Below are 15,496 nucleotides of genomic sequence, written 5' to 3'. Positions count from 1 at the left end.
GTTTTTCGCTCCGCTTGATGCCGGCACCTAGCCGACATTGCGGAGGAATTGCTTGAGCCTTTCGGATTTTGGCGCGCCGAACAATTGTTCCGGCGGACCCTCTTCCTCGACCAGCCCGTTGTAGAGATAGACGACATGCGTCGCGACCTCGCGGGCGAATTTCATTTCATGTGTCACCAGCACCATGGTGCGCCCCTCGCGCGCCAGGTCGCCGATGACTTTCAGCACCTCCCCGACCAGCTCGGGATCGAGCGCGGACGTCGGTTCGTCGAACAGCATGACGCGCGGATTGATCGCCAGCGCGCGGGCGATCGCGGCCCGCTGCTGCTGGCCGCCGGACAGGAAGGCCGGATAGACGTCGCGCTTTTCCGCCAGCCCGACTCGGGCAAGCAGCTTCTCGGCCTGGGCGATCGCTTCGTCGCGCTTGACGCCCAGCACATGCACCGGAACCTCGATGACGTTCTCGATCAGCGTCATATGGCTCCACAGGTTGAAATTCTGGAAGACCATGCCGAGCCTCGAGCGGATACGCTCGATCTGCCTGCGGTCGGCCGGAACGGTATGGCCGTGACTGTCGGCCTTGAGCCTGATCTCCTCGCCATTGACCCGGATGATGCCGCTGGTCGGGTTCTCCAGGCAGTTGATGCAGCGCAGCAGGGTCGACTTGCCGGAGCCGGAGCCGCCGATGATGGCAACCACTTCACCGTCGCGCGCCGACAGCGAAACGCCCTTCAGCACGTGCAGCTGGCCGAATTTCTTATGCAGGTTTTCGACATGGATGGCTTCGGCGGCGCCATTCTGCGCCTTGCCTGACTGGACTGCGGCAGCGTCCGCCACGCTCACCGGGCGACCTTTCTATGGTCGAAGGCAGGTCGTCGAACGTCCATCCGGCTAATCAACATACGCTGTATTGCCCGCTCCAGACTTCAGCATGGACCCGACAGCGCGAGCCCGTCAATCCCGCTCATTACGGCACTTGCGGCCTTGTTGCGCAAGTGTATAAATAGCCTTTCATGAAATTTTCACGATTTTTTTCATCTTAAAAGGACATCGATGAGCGCTTTCGGATCACAGTCCATGGCAGCGCCGCTGCGGCGCGTGCTGATGCGGTCGGCGGCCAACGCCATGCGCGACGCCGACAGGGCTGCCTGGCACTATGGCCCGGGATTCAACCCGGCGAAGGCCGCTTCGCAGCATGCGCTCCTTGCCGAACTGGTGGCGGCTTCCGGCGCCGAAATCGAATGGATCGAGGACACGGCCGACGGCCTTTCGGATTCGGTGTTCACGCATGACCCGTCGCTGATGACCGACCGCGGCGCGCTGATCCTGTCCATGGGCAAGCCCTTGCGCGCCCGGGAGCCCTCGCTGCATGAGGAAACCTACAAGCGACTGGGCATTCCGGTCCTCGGCCGGGTCGAGGCGCCTGGTCAGGTCGAAGGCGGTGACTGCGTATGGGTGGATGCCCGCACGCTGGCGATCGGGCGCGGTGTGCGCTCCAACCAGGAAGGCATCCAGCAGGTTTCCAACATGCTGACGCCGCTGGGCGTTTCCGTCTACGGCTTCGATCTGCCGCTGTGGCAGGGCGAAGAGGCGTGCCTGCATCTGATGTCGGTGATCAGCCCGCTGGCCGACGACCTTGCCCTGGTCTATTCACCGCTTCTGCCGGCCCCGTTCTATCAGATGCTGAAGGCGCGCGGCATCCGGCTGGTCGAAGGCGACGCCGAAGAGTTCGCCGCTTCCAACGGCCTCAGCCTGAACGTGCTGCCGACCAGCCCGCACAAGGTCATCGCCGTTGCAGGTTTTCCCAAGACCAAGGCCGCGATGGAAGCCGCCGGCTGCACGGTTGAGATATTCGAGGCGGACGCGCTCTGCATCGCCTGCGAAGGCGGGCCTACATGCTTGACGCGGCCGATCCTGCGCCAATGAATGCGCGCCGCAAGTTCCGCCGCGAGGGCGAGGAGCGGCGGCGGCAGGATCTGATCGATGCGACGCTCGACAGCGTGGCGGAATATGGCCTTCAGGGCGCCACCTTGCGTACCATCGCCTTACGCGCCGGCGTCACCGCCGGACTGATCCGGCACTATTTCCCCGGCAAGGAAGATTTGCTGCAGGAGTCCTATGCAGCATTGATGGGCCGCATGACGGAGCAGGCGAAAGCGGCATTGGTCATGGATGATGCCTCGCCGCGCCAACGCCTTGCGGCTTTCGTCACCGCCAACCTCAATGCGCCGATCATCGACCAGCGGGTTTTCTCGCTTTGGGCAACCTTCATCGGCCGCGCCGGCGCGGATCCGTCGCTCGCCCGCGCCCATCGCGAAGGCTATCTCGGCTTTCGCAACGAGGTGGAAGCGGTCGTGGCCGAAGTGCTCGCCGCCGAACGGCGCAAGCCGGACGCAAGCGAACTGCGCCACCATGCCATCGCGATCAACGCGATCATCGACGGGCTCTGGATCGAAGGCTGCCTGGCCGGCGAGATGTTCTCGCCCGGTGAGTTGGCGGCGATCGGCATCAAGGCCGTCGAGGCCGAACTCGGCCTCGCGGCGCTGGAGCAATTCCAGGAAAAATGAGAAGCGGTTGGGTTCGGCCACTTCGCCGTAACTTTCCGTCCGTAATTGCGTAAGAAACAAAAGGAAGGAAATGCGATGACTACCATCGGCGAAGCGCTCATCACCCTGCTCGAAGCGCATGGCGTCGACACCGTCTTCGGCATTCCAGGCGTGCATACGGTCGAGCTCTATCGCGGCCTGGCGCGCTCGAGGATCCGCCACGTCACGCCGCGCCACGAGCAGGGGGCTGGCTTCATGGCCGATGGTTATGCGCGCGCCGGCGGCCGGCCGGGCGTCGCCTTCGTCATCACCGGACCAGGGCTGACCAACACCATCACCGCCATGGGCCAGGCGCGCGCCGATTCGGTGCCGATGCTGGTGATCTCCGGCGTCAACGCAACCGATACGCTGGGCAAGGGGTTGGGCTTCCTGCATGAGCTGCCGGATCAGCGCGGCATGATGGAAAAGGTCGCGCTGTTTTCCGAGCGTGTCACCGAGGCCGGGCAGCTGCCGGGCGCTCTCGCCCGCGCCTTCGCGCTATTTTCGTCGGCGCGGCCGGGGCCGGTTCATATCGAGATTCCCACCGATGTGATGGTCAAGCCCGCCGACGGCATAGCGGCGGCGCTGAGCAACGCCGCGCCGCCCGCCCCGGCCTCTGCGGCCACTGCCGAAGCGGCAAAGCTCATCAAGGCGGCGCGCCGGCCGCTGATCCTCGCCGGTGGCGGGGCAAGGAAGGCCGACGCTGGGCTGCGGCGCCTGGCCGAGACGCTTGGCGCGCCGGTCGTCGAGACCGCCAATGCGCGCGGCCTGCTGCATGGCCATCCGCTCTGCGTGCCGGCCAGCCCAAGTCTGAAGGCAGTGCGCGCGTTGATGGCGGACGCCGATCTGGTGATTGCCGCCGGCACCGAGTTCGGACCGACCGACTATGACGGCTATGGCGACGGCGGCTTCGTGCTGCCGAAGAACCTGATCCGTATCGATATCGGCGCCGACCAGATCGCGCGCCGGCCGGTGACGGTCGGCATCCAGGCGGATTGCGCCGAAGGGATCGAGGCTCTGCTTGCGGCGATCGGGCCGGGTCATCCTCAGGCGAAGGATGGCGAAGCTCGCGCGGCCGCCGCGCGGAAGGCAGCGTTAGCCGAACTGAAGCCCGAGTATCTGGCGCAGGTTCACGCCGTGGAAACGATCCGCGACGCGCTGCCGGGCGCCATCATCGTCGGCGACTCGACCCAGCCGATCTATGCCGCAAACCTCTATTACGACCACGATCGTCCGGGCGGCTGGTTCAACGCAGCGACGGGCTTCGGCGCGCTGGGCTACGGTCCGCCGGCGGCGATCGGCGCGGCACTTGCGGTGCCCGAGGCGCCGGTGGTGTGCCTCACCGGCGACGGCGGCTTCCAGTTCACCTTACCGGAGATCGGCGCCGCGCTCGACGCCGAAGCGCCCGTGATCTTCGTCGTATGGAACAACCGCGGCTATCGCGAGATCGAGACCTCGATGCTCGATGTCGGCGTCGAGCCGGTCGGCGTCTCACCGGCTCCGCCGGATTTCTGCAAGCTCGCCGAGGCCTACGGCATCGAGGCCGAGCGGCTGGCCGGGACCGGTGGTCTTGCCGAGGCGCTGAGGCGCGCCCGGGCGGCAGGCGAGCCGCGCGTCATCGAAATCACCGTCGACTGAAGACTCGCGCGTCTGCCAGTAGGCCCATTCCGGCGCCGGCAAATCGATGCCGCGTGCCACGGTTCGACGCATGCAAAGACGCTGCGCCTGCCATGTCGATATTTCAATTGAGTGACGACGCGAAAGGCGCGACGTTCGAGCCTGGGGCGGCATAACCCAAGATATAATCAAAAAAATGACAGGAGCGGTCGAAGGATGACGGAAACGCTTAATGGCAGGCATGTCGTGGTGACGGGCGGTACTGGGGCGCTCGGCGGCGCGGTTGTCGGCAGATTGCTGGAGCAAGGCGCGATCTGCCACGTGCCCAATGCCCACGCGGCAGCCCCGCCGCATTTTCCTTACGCAGCCCATGCCAGCGTGCATCTGGCGCATAATGTCGACCTGTCGGATTCGGCCAAGGTCGAGGCTTTCTACCATCAGGTGCCCGCGCTCTGGGCCTCGATCCACCTTGCCGGCGGCTTCACCATGGCGCCGGTGGAAAAGATCGAGTCGGCCTCCTTTGCCGAGATGATGGAGACCAACGCCCGCACGGCCTTCCTGTGCAGCCGCGCCGCGGTGCGCTCGATGCTGGAGTCCAATACGGCCGGCCGCATCGTCAATGTCACCGCGCGCGCCGGTCTCGACCCGAGGCGCGGCTCCGGCATGGTCGCCTATGCCGCGAGCAAGGCGGCGGTCGCGGCGATGACGGTGGCCATGGCCGAAGAGCTGAAGCACAAGAGCATCCTGGTCAACGCCGTGGCGCCCTCGACGCTCGACACGCCCGCCAATCGCGCCGACATGCCCGATGCCGATTTCGCCAAATGGGTCAGTCTCGAAGCCGCGGCGGAAGCGATCGCCTATCTCGCCTCGCCCGCCAACCAGGCCATGAGCGGCACGCTGGTTCCGTTGTACGGCCGCGCCTGAACTCGATATCCCGACAAAAGAAAAACCCGCCGGATCGCTCCGGCGGGTTTTGCTGTTCGTCAGTTGAAGAGGCCTGGCTTAGTTGCCCTGCTTCTTCAGCGCCGCGCCCAGGATATCGCCCAGCGAGGCGCCGGAGTCGGTCGAGCCGTATTGGGCGACCGCTTCCTTTTCCTCGGCGATTTCCAGCGCCTTGATCGAGACCTGCAGCTTGCGGGTCTTCTTGTCGAAGGCGATGACGCGGGCGTCGACCTTCTGGCCGACGGTGAAGCGCTCGGGGCGCTGCTCGTCGCGGTCGCGCGAAAGGTCCGAACGCTTGATGAAGGTCTCGATGCCGCTGTCGACCAGCCGCACATCCAGACCGCCATCCTTCACGCCGATGACCTCGCAGGTGACGACGGCGTTCTTGCGCAGCTCGCCGCTGTTGGCCGCTTCGCCGACAGTGTCACGGGCCAGCTGCTTGATGCCGAGCGAGATGCGCTCCTTCTCGATGTCGACGTCGAGCACCTGCGCCTTGACCATGTCGCCGCGATTGTACTCTTCGATGACCTGCTCGCCCGGACGGGTCCAGTCGAGGTCGGAAAGGTGCACCATGCCGTCCACGTCGCCTTCCAGGCCGATGAACAGGCCGAACTCGGTCTTGTTCTTGACCTCGCCCTCGACCTGGCTGCCGACCGGATGGCTCGAGGCGAAAGCCTGCCACGGGTTTTCCAGCGTCTGCTTGAGGCCGAGCGAGATGCGGCGCTTGGCCGGATCGACCTCGAGCACCACCACGTCGACTTCCTGCGTCGTCGACAGGATCTTGCCGGGGTGCACGTTCTTTTTCGTCCACGACATTTCCGAAACGTGGATGAGGCCCTCGATGCCCGGCTCCAGCTCGACGAACGCGCCGTAGTCGGTGATGTTGGTGACGGTGCCCTTGATCTTCTTGCCGATCGGGAACTTGGTGCCGATGTCCGACCACGGATCCGACTCGAGCTGCTTCATGCCGAGCGAGATGCGGTGGGTTTCCTGGTTGATGCGGATGATCTGCACCTTGACCGTCTGGCCGATGTTGAGGATCTCGGTCGGATGGTTGACGCGGCGCCATGCCATGTCGGTGACATGCAGCAGGCCGTCGATGCCGCCGAGGTCGACGAACGCACCGTAGTCGGTGATGTTCTTGACCACGCCTTCGACCACCTGGCCTTCCTCGAGGTTCTGCACGATTTCCGAACGCTGTTCGGCGCGGCTCTCCTCGAGCACGGTGCGGCGCGACACCACGATGTTGCCGCGGCGGCGATCCATCTTGAGGATCTCGAAGGGCTGCGGGTTGTGCATCAGCGGAGTGACGTCGCGGATCGGGCGGATATCGACCTGGCTGCGCGGCAGGAACGCCACGGCGCCGTCGAGGTCGACGGTGAAGCCGCCCTTGACCTGGTTGAAGATGACGCCTTCGACGCGCTCACCCTTGGTGAACTTCTCTTCGAGACGCACCCAGCTCTCCTCGCGGCGAGCCTTCTCGCGCGACAGCATGGCCTCGCCAAGCGCGTTTTCGATGCGCTCGACATAGACTTCGACGGTGTCGCCGACCTTGAGGGAGGACTCCTTGCCCTTGGCGCCGAATTCCTTCAGCGGCACGCGGCCTTCGACCTTGAGGCCGACATCGATGATGGCCATGTCCTTTTCGATCGCGGTGATCGTGCCCCGGACAACCTGGCCCTCGCCGGAATGGCCGGCGGTGAATGATTCTTCGAGCATGCTCGCGAAATCGTCGCGAGACGGATTAGCAGCTGACATTGTTTCTCCTGGAATGCTCCGCGCGCTGGCGGAACGGGCGCCGTGGGCTAGCGTTGCATGAGCCTGCCGGCGTTCCGGGCTGAAGAGCCCTTGGCCGCTGTTCAGGCGGCAAGTCCGGCGCATGAAGAATGCTGGCAGGCTGGTTCGTGCCCGATATGGGTATTTTCGCCGCCAACGGCAATCGAAAAACCTGATCAGGCCTTGTTTCTCTTGGCAAGGACGTCGTCAACGATCGCCATCGCCGCCAGAAACGCGGCTTCTATAGCCATTTCGCTGGTATCAAGCAAGTGCGCGTCTCGCGCCGGCTTCAGCGGCGAGTCGGCGCGGCCCATGTCGCGTTCGTCGCGGCGCTCGATATCGGCAAGGATGGTGGCGAAATCGGCGCTGCCGCCCATGCTTTCGATCTCGGCCAGCCGGCGCTTCGCCCGCACCTCGGCGCTCGCCGTGACATAGAGCTTGATATCGGCGTCGGGGCACACGACGGTGCCGATGTCGCGGCCGTCGAGTACCGCGCCCGGCGGCGCCTTGGCGAAGGCCCGCTGCTTCTCGACCAGGATGCGCCGCACTGTGGGAATGACAGCGACCTTGGAGGCGGCTTCGCCCACCGCATGCGCGGACAGCACGGTGCGGTCGAGGTTCGACAGGTTGACCTGCCGGGCTGCGGTTTCGGCCGCCGAGACATTGTCGAGCGGCAGGCCGAGTTCCAGCAGCTTGTGGGCCACCGCGCGGTAGGTGAGGCCGGTGTCGAGGAGGTTCAGCCGGTAGTGGTCGGCGAGGCGGCGGGCGAGCGTGCCCTTGCCGGCGCCCGCAGGGCCGTCGATGGCGATGGTGAGGCCAGCTTCTGCGTCAGTGATTGTCATGCCAGTGCTTGAAGCCGAGGCGAGCCGTTAAATCAAGGATGAAGTTGGCCGCGTTCGATCAGGTTTTGTCGGCACCTGCGACGGTTCTTCTGCGCCGACGCTCCGCGGAGAACGCTCTGAACACCACATAGGAAAAGATTGCGAAGGGGAACATGCCGAGCGCCTCAGCCCAACTTATGTTTTCGGACCTTAGATACTTTGCCGGGGGCACCACGATGGCGGCGATGCACATGCAGGCCCAGAACCATTTGCCCGCCAGCAGATTCAGGTCACTCGTGGAGTGTAGCAGGCCAACAAAGAACGCCGAAGGAGGTATGCGGGCGGGTAATGCGGCCTCGACTGGAGCTGTATTCAATATTTCCCCAATTCGTTTTGTCATCGCGACGATGACATAGACGCTAAGGGCAACTGCAATGACGCTGACTGCCACGGACGAGAGCAGTGGCAGATCATCATTAGTGAGGATAAAAATGACAGCTGCTCCGACAGCCAAAAAACTGAACGGAAGCGCCACGCGTACAGCATTAAGGCGTTGGATTTCATTGAGTTGCTCTTTGGTCAAAATCGCAGCGGGCCTTTTCGGCCCGCGTGAACATGCAAATCGACCGTCGGTCAATTCTTTGACGGCGGTGAGTTTTCCATCTGCCAAAAACAATTCGCGATACCCAGTGCATACCCTACCAGTGGGAATAATGCCGGCCGCAAATCAATACTTCCTTTACAGCGAGCCTTGCTAGGTCGCGTCACTCGATCTCCGCGCCCAGCCCCTTCATCAATCCCATGAACTCCGGAAAGCTGGTCGCGATCATGTTCGCGTCGTCGATCGTCACCGGCTTCTCGGTCGCCAGTCCCATCACAAGAAAGCTCATGGCGATGCGGTGGTCGAGATAGGTCTTCACCGCCGTATCCTGGCCGTTCGGATGCGCGCCGAGCGCCTTGCCGCCCGGCTTGCCGCGCACGGCGAGCGAAGCCTCTCCTTCCGTGCAGTCGACGCCGTTGAGCTTCAGCCCATTGGCCACCGCCGACAGCCGGTCGGATTCCTTGACGCGCAATTCCTCCAACCCCTGCATCAGCGTCTCGCCCTCGGCGAAGCTCGCGGCCACGGCCAGCACCGGATATTCGTCGATCATCGACGGCGCGCGCTCGGGCGGCACCACCACGCCTTTCAGCTCCGAGGAGCGCACGCGCAGGTCCGCCACGTCCTCGCCGCCGGCATTGCGCGGGTTGAGGATGTCGATCTTGCCGCCCATCTCCTGCAGGGTCAGAAGCAGACCGGTGCGGGTCGGGTTCATCAGCACGTTCTCGATCGTGATGTCGGAGCCCGGCACGATGAGCGCCGCGACCAGCGGGAAGCCGGCCGAGGACGGGTCGCCCGGCACAGCGATCGTCTGCCCCGTGAGCTTGCCCTGGCCCTCGATGAAGATGTGGCGCACGCCGCGCTCGTCGGTCTCGACGGTCAAATTGGCGCCGAAGCCCTTCAGCATCTTTTCGGTATGGTCGCGCGTCATCACCGGCTCGATCACCGTGGTGATGCCGGGCGTGTTCAAGCCGGCAAGCAGCACCGCCGACTTCACCTGCGCGGACGCCATCGGCACGCGATAGGTGATGGGCGCGGCGTGTTTCGGGCCGCGCAGCGTGATCGGCATGCGGTCGCCGGGCGCTGCCTTCAGCACCTGCACGCCCATCTGGCGCAGCGGGTCGAGCACGCGGCCCATCGGCCGGCCGGAAAGCGAGGCGTCGCCGATGAAGGTGCTCTCCATGTCATAGGTGCCGACCAGCCCCATGGTGAGGCGCGAGCCGGTGCCGGCATTGCCGAAATCGAGCGGGCCTTCCGGCTGCAGCAGCGCGCCGTTGCCGGTGCCGCGGATCACCCATTCGGCGCCGTTCTTTTCGACATGCGCGCCCATCGCCTTCATGGCAGCGCCCGTGCGCATCACGTCCTCGCCTTCGAGCAGGCCGGTGATGCGGGTCTCGCCGGAGGCGAGGCCGCCGAACATGAAGGAGCGGTGCGAGATCGATTTGTCGCCCGGCACGCGCGCGGTGCCGGCAAGGGCAGGGGATTTGCGGGCCGTGGCTGGCTTAGCGGCGGCGGAGTGAGACATCCTTGTCTTCCAAATGAAATGCCGGCTGGCCGGCTCGGTTCGTCATGGTGCGGCGGTCTCGTATCACGGTGCGTTGCAATGGTCATCCCCTTGTGCGAGGCCTTCGAATACGAGCATTTTACAATGCCGGCTTTTGGCTTTGACAGCGCTCAAAACTGCGGTTATGGGGACCACTCTTTTATTGACGAGGCCTACTGTGGCAAAAGCTGAACTTGGCACCAAGCGTGTCGACCCCGAAACGGGTCGGAAATTCTACGATCTCAACAAGGACCCGATCGTCTCGCCTTATACCGGCAAGAGCTATCCACGCTCCTATTTCGACGAGGGCAAGATTTCCGCCGTCGAGGAAGATGAGGAAGTCGCCGAGAAGGAAGTGGACGCCGACGAAGAGGAAGGCGCCGAAGTCGTCTCGCTCGAGGAGGCCGATGACGAGGCCAAGGGCGGCGCAGACGACCTTCCCGATCTTGGCGATGATGAAGAAGATGTCGATCTCGGCGACGATGAGGACGACACCTTCCTTGCCGACGAAGAGGAAGAGGACGATGACGTCGCCGATATGATCGGCGTCGGCGACGACGATGACGAAGTCTGATTTCGTTTGCCGGCCATTTTGGCCTGTGACGAAAAAGCGGCTTTTCAAGGCTTGATCTTGACCGAAGGCGGCGCTAGAAGCCGCCAGCACTAAACGACGGCGCGGTTCCCGACCGCGCCGGATCTCTTCGCCGGAAACGGCGCCGGCTGACTGCCGGGAGTGGGGCCATAGCTCAGTTGGGAGAGCGCTTGAATGGCATTCAAGAGGTCGTCGGTTCGATTCCGATTGGCTCCACCAAACAGTCTGTTGCTCACGCTTGGCGTCGCGCTATTCGCGCTTGCTGCTTGCCAATCGACTCCAGACACACAGCCTGTTGCCGACCCGCAACCCGCTCCGGCCGCTGTTCCCGCTCCGGCCTCGCTGAATTCGGCCGTGCTGGATCAGACAGTCGCGGTCGTTCCGCCTGGTAAGGGCGTTCCGGCCAGATACGCCGCATTCTCCGGCATATGGGCCGGGCAGCTCAACGGCATGTATGACGGCAAGCTGGCGGTGCTGACCGTGTCCTCGGGCGGGCAGGTGACGGCCAGCTACGCATGGGGCGACCTGGCCGACAACAAGCCGGGCGTCGCCGACGGCTCCGGCAGGATTTCCGGCAACACGTTGAAGCTCGGACGGCTGCCGAACGGCGCCGACATCACGGCCACGATGCCGTCGCCAGGAACACTCAACGTTACCTACGCGCTTGCCGGCCAGACCTATACCGGCTCGTTCGCCCGGGTCGGCCAGTGAGCAAAGTCAGTCACTAAAGCGCGTCGCGCTGAAACGGATTTAGACGACGCGCTTTAGGTCTTTGTTTTGATGCATGTCGTTGTCCCAGAACCGCTGCGCACTTCTGGGCGACATGCATTAGGATCAAAGCGGGTCCCGCGTGATCCGCACGCACATCGGCGTTCCGATTTCGATGGCGTGGGCGGTGTCGGTCAGCCGGCCGCTCGTCTCGTCGCGAGCGAAGATCGAGATGCGGTCGGCGTTCTGGTTGGCCGAAAACAGATGCCTGCCCGATGGCGTCAGCGCGAGGTTGCGCGGTGTCGCGCCGCCGCAAGGCGCGAAGTCGACCAGCTCCAATTTCCCAGACAGCTGGTCGACGGCGAAGATGGCGACGCTGTCATGGCCTCTGTTGGAGCCGTAGAGAAAGCGACCGTCGGGCGAGATCTGGATGTCGGCGCAGTGATTATGCGCGCGAGCCTGCTCTGGAACCGCCGGCTTGGTGTCGATCGGCTCGAGCCGACCTGACGATTGGTCGGGCGCCAAGGAGACGACCGTCGAGTCAAGCTCGTTCATGACGAAAACGAAGCGGCCGTTCGGATGCAGCGCGACGTGACGCGGCCCGGCGCCGGGCGCCAGCGCCGAGGAAGCGAGCTTCGTCAGCGTGCCGTCGGGCTCTATGCGGTAGGAGACCAGCTGGTCGATGCCGAGATCGGCGACGATGGCAACGCCGCCCTCAACGGTTTCGGTGACGCTGTGGGCGTGCGATCGCTCTTGCCGCTCGGCGTTGGGGCCGATGCCGGAATGCGCCACGCTCGCCAGCGGCGCAGTCAGGCCGCCGTCGGCCGCGAAGCCGAACACAGCGACCGCCTTGTCGGGGCCGCCGCTTCCCATGCCGTAATTCGCGACCAGCAGCTTGCCGCCGTCGCGGGTGATCGTGTTGTGCGCGGTGATGCTGCCAAGCGACGGCTGCTTGTTGATATAGGCGAGTGAATTGGTCGCGCGCTCGAAGCGATAGGCCGTGACCGTTCCCTCGCGCCAGGCGAAGACTTCCGAATTGGCATAGATGCGCGCCCCGTCCGGCGTCACCGACAGGAAGGTCGGGTTGTCGATCTCGTCGGTCTCGGCAAGCTTTTGCACGGCAAGCGTCGCCTCGTCGAAGGCGTAGACGCCGAGGCCGACGCCGCGCGCCCCCTGGAAATAGGGAGCCTCGCGGTTGAGGCTGCCGACAAAGACAAGACAGGCGCTTTGCATCGATCTTCCTCCCATCGCCGACGCTGCTGCGCTCGCGCCGGCTTTCCAAAAATTTCGCCGATCGTCGCTTGCAAGGCAATCCCATATGTGAAAATATTATTTACAAAAGAAAATTGACGGGAGGAAAAGCGACATGCGTCTCGCCATCCGGCATCGTGCCCGGAACCGCCTTGCAGGCCGCGCCGGAAGCTCCCGGAGAGGATCATGAGCGCATTCTCACTGACCGTCGGTATCGCCTCGACGCATCCGGCCGACATGCCCGAGGCGCATGCCGAAATCCCCGTCTGGAATTCGGAAAACTGGTTCTACGAGGACTGGCAGGTCGGCCACAAAATCCGCTCGCTCCGCCGCACCATCGCCGAGGGCGAAAGCCATATGTTCAATGCGCTGGTGCTGGACATCCATCCTTACGTGCAGGACCAGATGTTCGCCGAGAAGGAAGGCATTTTCGGCCGGCGGCTGGTGGCGGGCGCCTTCGTCTTTTCGGCCGGGCTCGGGCTCGTTGCCACCAATTGCATCAACGCCTTTTCCTATGGCTACGACAAGCTGCGCTTCATCAAGCCGGTCTTCATCGGGGACACCATCTATTCGATCCGCACCAACCTCGACAAAAAGCCGCGCTACCAGGACATGGGCCTGATCCGCGCTAGCTATGAAGTCTTCAAGGGTGAAGGAGAGCTGGTGCTCTACTGCGAGCACCTGCAGACGGTGAAATACAAGAACCCGGCCGATTTCGTCGGCAAGACAGAGAAGTGAACCGTGGCCGCTGAAAACGAACTTCCGCTGACCGGCCTCGCCGTCATCGACATGAGCCAGTTCCTGTCGGGACCCTACTGCTCGCTGCGCCTGCTCGACCTCGGCGCGCGCGTCATCAAGGTCGAGCGGCCCGATGGCGGCGACCTGTCGCGCCGGCTCTATCTCAGCGACACCGAGATCGGCGGCGATTCCACCATTTTCCACGCCATCAACCGCGGCAAGGAGAGCCTCGCCGTCGATCTCAAGAACGAGGCCGATCTCGCCATGCTGCGCGCGCTGATCGCCAGGGCCGATGTGCTCATCCAGAATTTCAGGCCGGGCGTCATCGAGCGGCTCGGCCTCGACTATGAGCATGTGAGGACGATCAACCCCCGGCTCGTCTACGCCTCGATCAGCGGCTATGGCGAGGACGGTCCCTGGGTCAAGCGCCCGGGGCAGGATCTGCTCGCCCAGGCCCGTTCCGGCGTGATGTGGCTCAACGGCGACGAGGAGCAGGGACCGGTGCCGTTCGGCCTGGCGATCGCCGACATGCTGGCGGGCGCTGCCTGCGCGCAAGGCATCCTCGCCAAGCTGGTGCGGCGCGGCATCACCGGTGAGGGTGGCCATGTCGAGACCAGCCTCCTCGAGGCGCTGATCGATTTCCAGTTCGAGGTGCTGACCACGCATCTCAACGACGGCCGCCGTCTGCCGAAGCGCTCGTCCTTCCGCAGCGCGCATGCCTATCTGTCGGCGCCCTACGGCGTCTATCCTGCCAAGGACGGCTACCTGGCGATTGCCATGACGCCGATCCCGAAGATTGCCGACCTGCTCGAACTGCCCGAACTCGATCCTTTCCGCGACAAGCCGGCGACCTGGTTCACCGCCCGCGACGAGATCAAGGCGATCGTCGCCAGGCGCATCGCCGAGAAAACCATCGACGAATGGCTGGCCATCCTCGAGCCCGCCGATGTCTGGTGCGCCAAGGTGCTGACCTGGCCGGAACTGATGGAAAGCGACGGCTTCAAGACGCTCGACATGCTGCAGACCGTGACGCGCGAGGACAATGTCTCGATCCTAACCACCCGCACGCCGCTGCGCGTCGATGGCGCCCGCGCCAGGGTGGATCGCGCCGCCCCGCGCATCGGCGAACACAGCGACAGGATTCGCGCGGAGTTCGGCCTGTGATCCGGCTGAAAGGCATGACCTGGAGCCATCCGCGCGGTTACGATCCGATGGTGGCGTGCTCGGCGCTGTGGAAGGAAAAGACCAGCGTTTCGATCGAATGGGAAAAGCGCACGCTGCAGGATTTCGAATCCTTCCCGGTGGAAGAACTCGCCCGCGCCTATGATCTGATCGTCATCGACCATCCGCATGTCGGCCAGATCACCGCCGAAAAGTGTCTGGCGCCGCTCGATGTGCCGGGACGCGAGGCGGAACGTAAGGCACTCGCCGCCGGAAGCGTCGGCCAATCCTATCCGAGTTACACCTGGCAGGGCCGGCAATGGGCATTTCCGATCGATGCCGCGACCCAGGTTCAGGCCTGGCGGCCGGATCTGATCGAAGCCGCGCCGGCGATCTGGACCGAAGTGCTGGCGCTTGCCGAGCAGGGCCGCGTTCTCTTGCCGCTCCGGCCGCCGCATTCGCTGATGTGCTTCTACACATTGGCCGCCGATCTTGGCCGGCCGTGCATCGTCGACGGTTCGGTCGACCTTATCGATGGCGAGACCGGCGAAACCGTCCTCGAGATCCTGCGCGAGATCGCGGCGCTCGTCGATTCCGCATGCCTGACCATGGACCCGATCGCGGTGTTTGAAAGGATGGCGGAAGCCAATTCCCGCATCGCCTGCGCGCCACTGATCTACGGTTATGTTCCCTATGCGGTGGCGGGTTTCCGACCGCACAGTCTTGCCTTCGCCGACATGCCGGTCGCCGGCGGCAACGGCCCGATCGGCTCGGCGCTTGGCGGAACCGGTATTGCCGTCTCGGCCTTTTCCGCCGCGCGCGAGGCGGCGATCGACTTCGCCTACTGGATTGCCAGCGGCGACGTGCAGCGCGGGCCTTACGCAGCCGCCGGCGGCCAGCCCGGCCATGCCGCGGCCTGGGAGGACGACGCCGTCAACGCCGCGACCGGCCACTTCTATCGCGACACGAGGGCGACGCTCGAAGGCGCCTGGGTCCGCCCGCGCCACGACGGCTACATGGCGTTCCAACAGCAGGCTTCGGACCGCATCAATGAAGGCCTTGCCGGCAGGCAGGACGCCGGCCAAGTCGTCGCCGACATCAATCGCCTGTTCAGGGAAAGTTTCGCGCCGGCCGCCGCCGGCTAGTTTCTGGTGCACCAAGGGA

At 64.3% G+C, this 15,496-nt stretch carries 15 protein-coding genes and 1 tRNA gene; 10 read left to right on the top strand and 6 right to left on the bottom strand.

Going from position 1 to position 15,496, the window contains the following annotated elements:
* Positions 1-27: 27 nt before the first annotated feature.
* Positions 28-843: an ABC transporter ATP-binding protein gene (locus FJ418_RS15015; RefSeq protein WP_140644733.1), complete on the bottom strand. Its 816-nt coding sequence runs from the start codon at positions 841-843 to the stop codon at positions 28-30.
* Positions 844-1,053: 210 nt separating this feature from the next.
* Between FJ418_RS15015 and FJ418_RS15010 the strand changes: the two genes are divergently transcribed.
* The 4 genes from FJ418_RS15010 to FJ418_RS14995 all read left to right on the top strand — a co-directional run bounded on the left by FJ418_RS15010 (position 1,054) and on the right by FJ418_RS14995 (position 5,126).
* A complete protein-coding gene (locus FJ418_RS15010; RefSeq protein WP_140866729.1) occupies positions 1,054-1,926 on the top strand; it encodes a dimethylarginine dimethylaminohydrolase family protein in 873 nt (290 codons plus the stop codon).
* Positions 1,896-2,567, top strand: coding sequence for a TetR family transcriptional regulator C-terminal domain-containing protein (locus FJ418_RS15005; RefSeq protein ID WP_140866726.1), 672 nt, complete (start codon positions 1,896-1,898; stop codon positions 2,565-2,567). Before FJ418_RS15010 ends, FJ418_RS15005 begins: the two co-directional genes overlap by 31 nt.
* A gap of 75 nt (positions 2,568-2,642) precedes the next feature.
* Positions 2,643-4,223, top strand: a complete 1,581-nt coding sequence (locus FJ418_RS15000) for a 5-guanidino-2-oxopentanoate decarboxylase (RefSeq protein ID WP_140866723.1) — start codon at positions 2,643-2,645, stop codon at positions 4,221-4,223.
* A 195-nt stretch (positions 4,224-4,418) separates the two neighbouring features.
* Positions 4,419-5,126, top strand: a complete 708-nt coding sequence (locus tag FJ418_RS14995) for an SDR family NAD(P)-dependent oxidoreductase (protein WP_140782441.1) — start codon at positions 4,419-4,421, stop codon at positions 5,124-5,126.
* A gap of 78 nt (positions 5,127-5,204) precedes the next feature.
* Here the strand turns inward: FJ418_RS14995 and rpsA are convergent, their stop codons facing one another.
* The 4 genes from rpsA to aroA form a co-directional block, all read right to left on the bottom strand.
* Positions 5,205-6,902, bottom strand: coding sequence for a 30S ribosomal protein S1 (gene rpsA / locus FJ418_RS14990; RefSeq protein ID WP_140782442.1), 1,698 nt, complete (start codon positions 6,900-6,902; stop codon positions 5,205-5,207).
* Between the two features lie 194 nt (positions 6,903-7,096).
* Entirely contained in the window at positions 7,097-7,762 is a 666-nt protein-coding gene (gene cmk / locus FJ418_RS14985) for a (d)CMP kinase (protein ID WP_140866720.1), read from the bottom strand.
* A 58-nt stretch (positions 7,763-7,820) separates the two neighbouring features.
* Entirely contained in the window at positions 7,821-8,417 is a 597-nt protein-coding gene (locus FJ418_RS14980) for a hypothetical protein (protein ID WP_140866717.1), read from the bottom strand.
* A gap of 88 nt (positions 8,418-8,505) precedes the next feature.
* Positions 8,506-9,864, bottom strand: coding sequence for a 3-phosphoshikimate 1-carboxyvinyltransferase (aroA, locus tag FJ418_RS14975; RefSeq protein ID WP_140866714.1), 1,359 nt, complete (start codon positions 9,862-9,864; stop codon positions 8,506-8,508).
* 196 nt (positions 9,865-10,060) lie between these two features.
* Between aroA and FJ418_RS14970 the strand changes: the two genes are divergently transcribed.
* From FJ418_RS14970 to FJ418_RS14960, 3 genes are all read left to right on the top strand, one after another.
* Positions 10,061-10,456, top strand: coding sequence for a TIGR02300 family protein (locus tag FJ418_RS14970; RefSeq protein ID WP_140644740.1), 396 nt, complete (start codon positions 10,061-10,063; stop codon positions 10,454-10,456).
* Between the two features lie 161 nt (positions 10,457-10,617).
* Positions 10,618-10,693: transfer RNA gene (locus FJ418_RS14965), tRNA-Ala, on the top strand.
* Between the two features lie 135 nt (positions 10,694-10,828).
* Positions 10,829-11,185, top strand: coding sequence for a hypothetical protein (locus FJ418_RS14960; protein WP_226892034.1), 357 nt, complete (start codon positions 10,829-10,831; stop codon positions 11,183-11,185).
* Between the two features lie 123 nt (positions 11,186-11,308).
* Here FJ418_RS14960 and FJ418_RS14955 read toward each other — a convergent pair whose 3' ends face one another.
* On the bottom strand, positions 11,309-12,415 hold the full coding sequence (locus FJ418_RS14955; protein WP_140866711.1) for a lactonase family protein: 1,107 nt from the start codon (positions 12,413-12,415) through the stop codon (positions 11,309-11,311).
* A 204-nt stretch (positions 12,416-12,619) separates the two neighbouring features.
* Here FJ418_RS14955 and FJ418_RS14950 point away from each other — a divergent pair, with 204 nt between their 5' ends.
* The 3 genes from FJ418_RS14950 to FJ418_RS14940 are packed head-to-tail and all read left to right on the top strand — an operon-like array spanning position 12,620 to position 15,477.
* Complete coding sequence (locus tag FJ418_RS14950) at positions 12,620-13,171, top strand: MaoC family dehydratase (protein WP_140866708.1); 552 nt, start codon at positions 12,620-12,622, stop codon at positions 13,169-13,171.
* 3 nt (positions 13,172-13,174) lie between these two features.
* Complete coding sequence (locus FJ418_RS14945; protein ID WP_140866705.1) at positions 13,175-14,335, top strand: CaiB/BaiF CoA-transferase family protein; 1,161 nt, start codon at positions 13,175-13,177, stop codon at positions 14,333-14,335.
* A gap of 14 nt (positions 14,336-14,349) precedes the next feature.
* A complete protein-coding gene (locus tag FJ418_RS14940) occupies positions 14,350-15,477 on the top strand; it encodes an extracellular solute-binding protein (protein ID WP_140866971.1) in 1,128 nt (375 codons plus the stop codon).
* Positions 15,478-15,496: the final 19 nt, after the last annotated feature.

This window comes from Mesorhizobium sp. B2-8-3 (genome assembly GCF_006440815.1).
In the GTDB taxonomy this organism is placed as follows: domain Bacteria; phylum Pseudomonadota; class Alphaproteobacteria; order Rhizobiales; family Rhizobiaceae; genus Mesorhizobium.
This window is presented reverse-complemented; position numbering and strand designations above follow the sequence as displayed.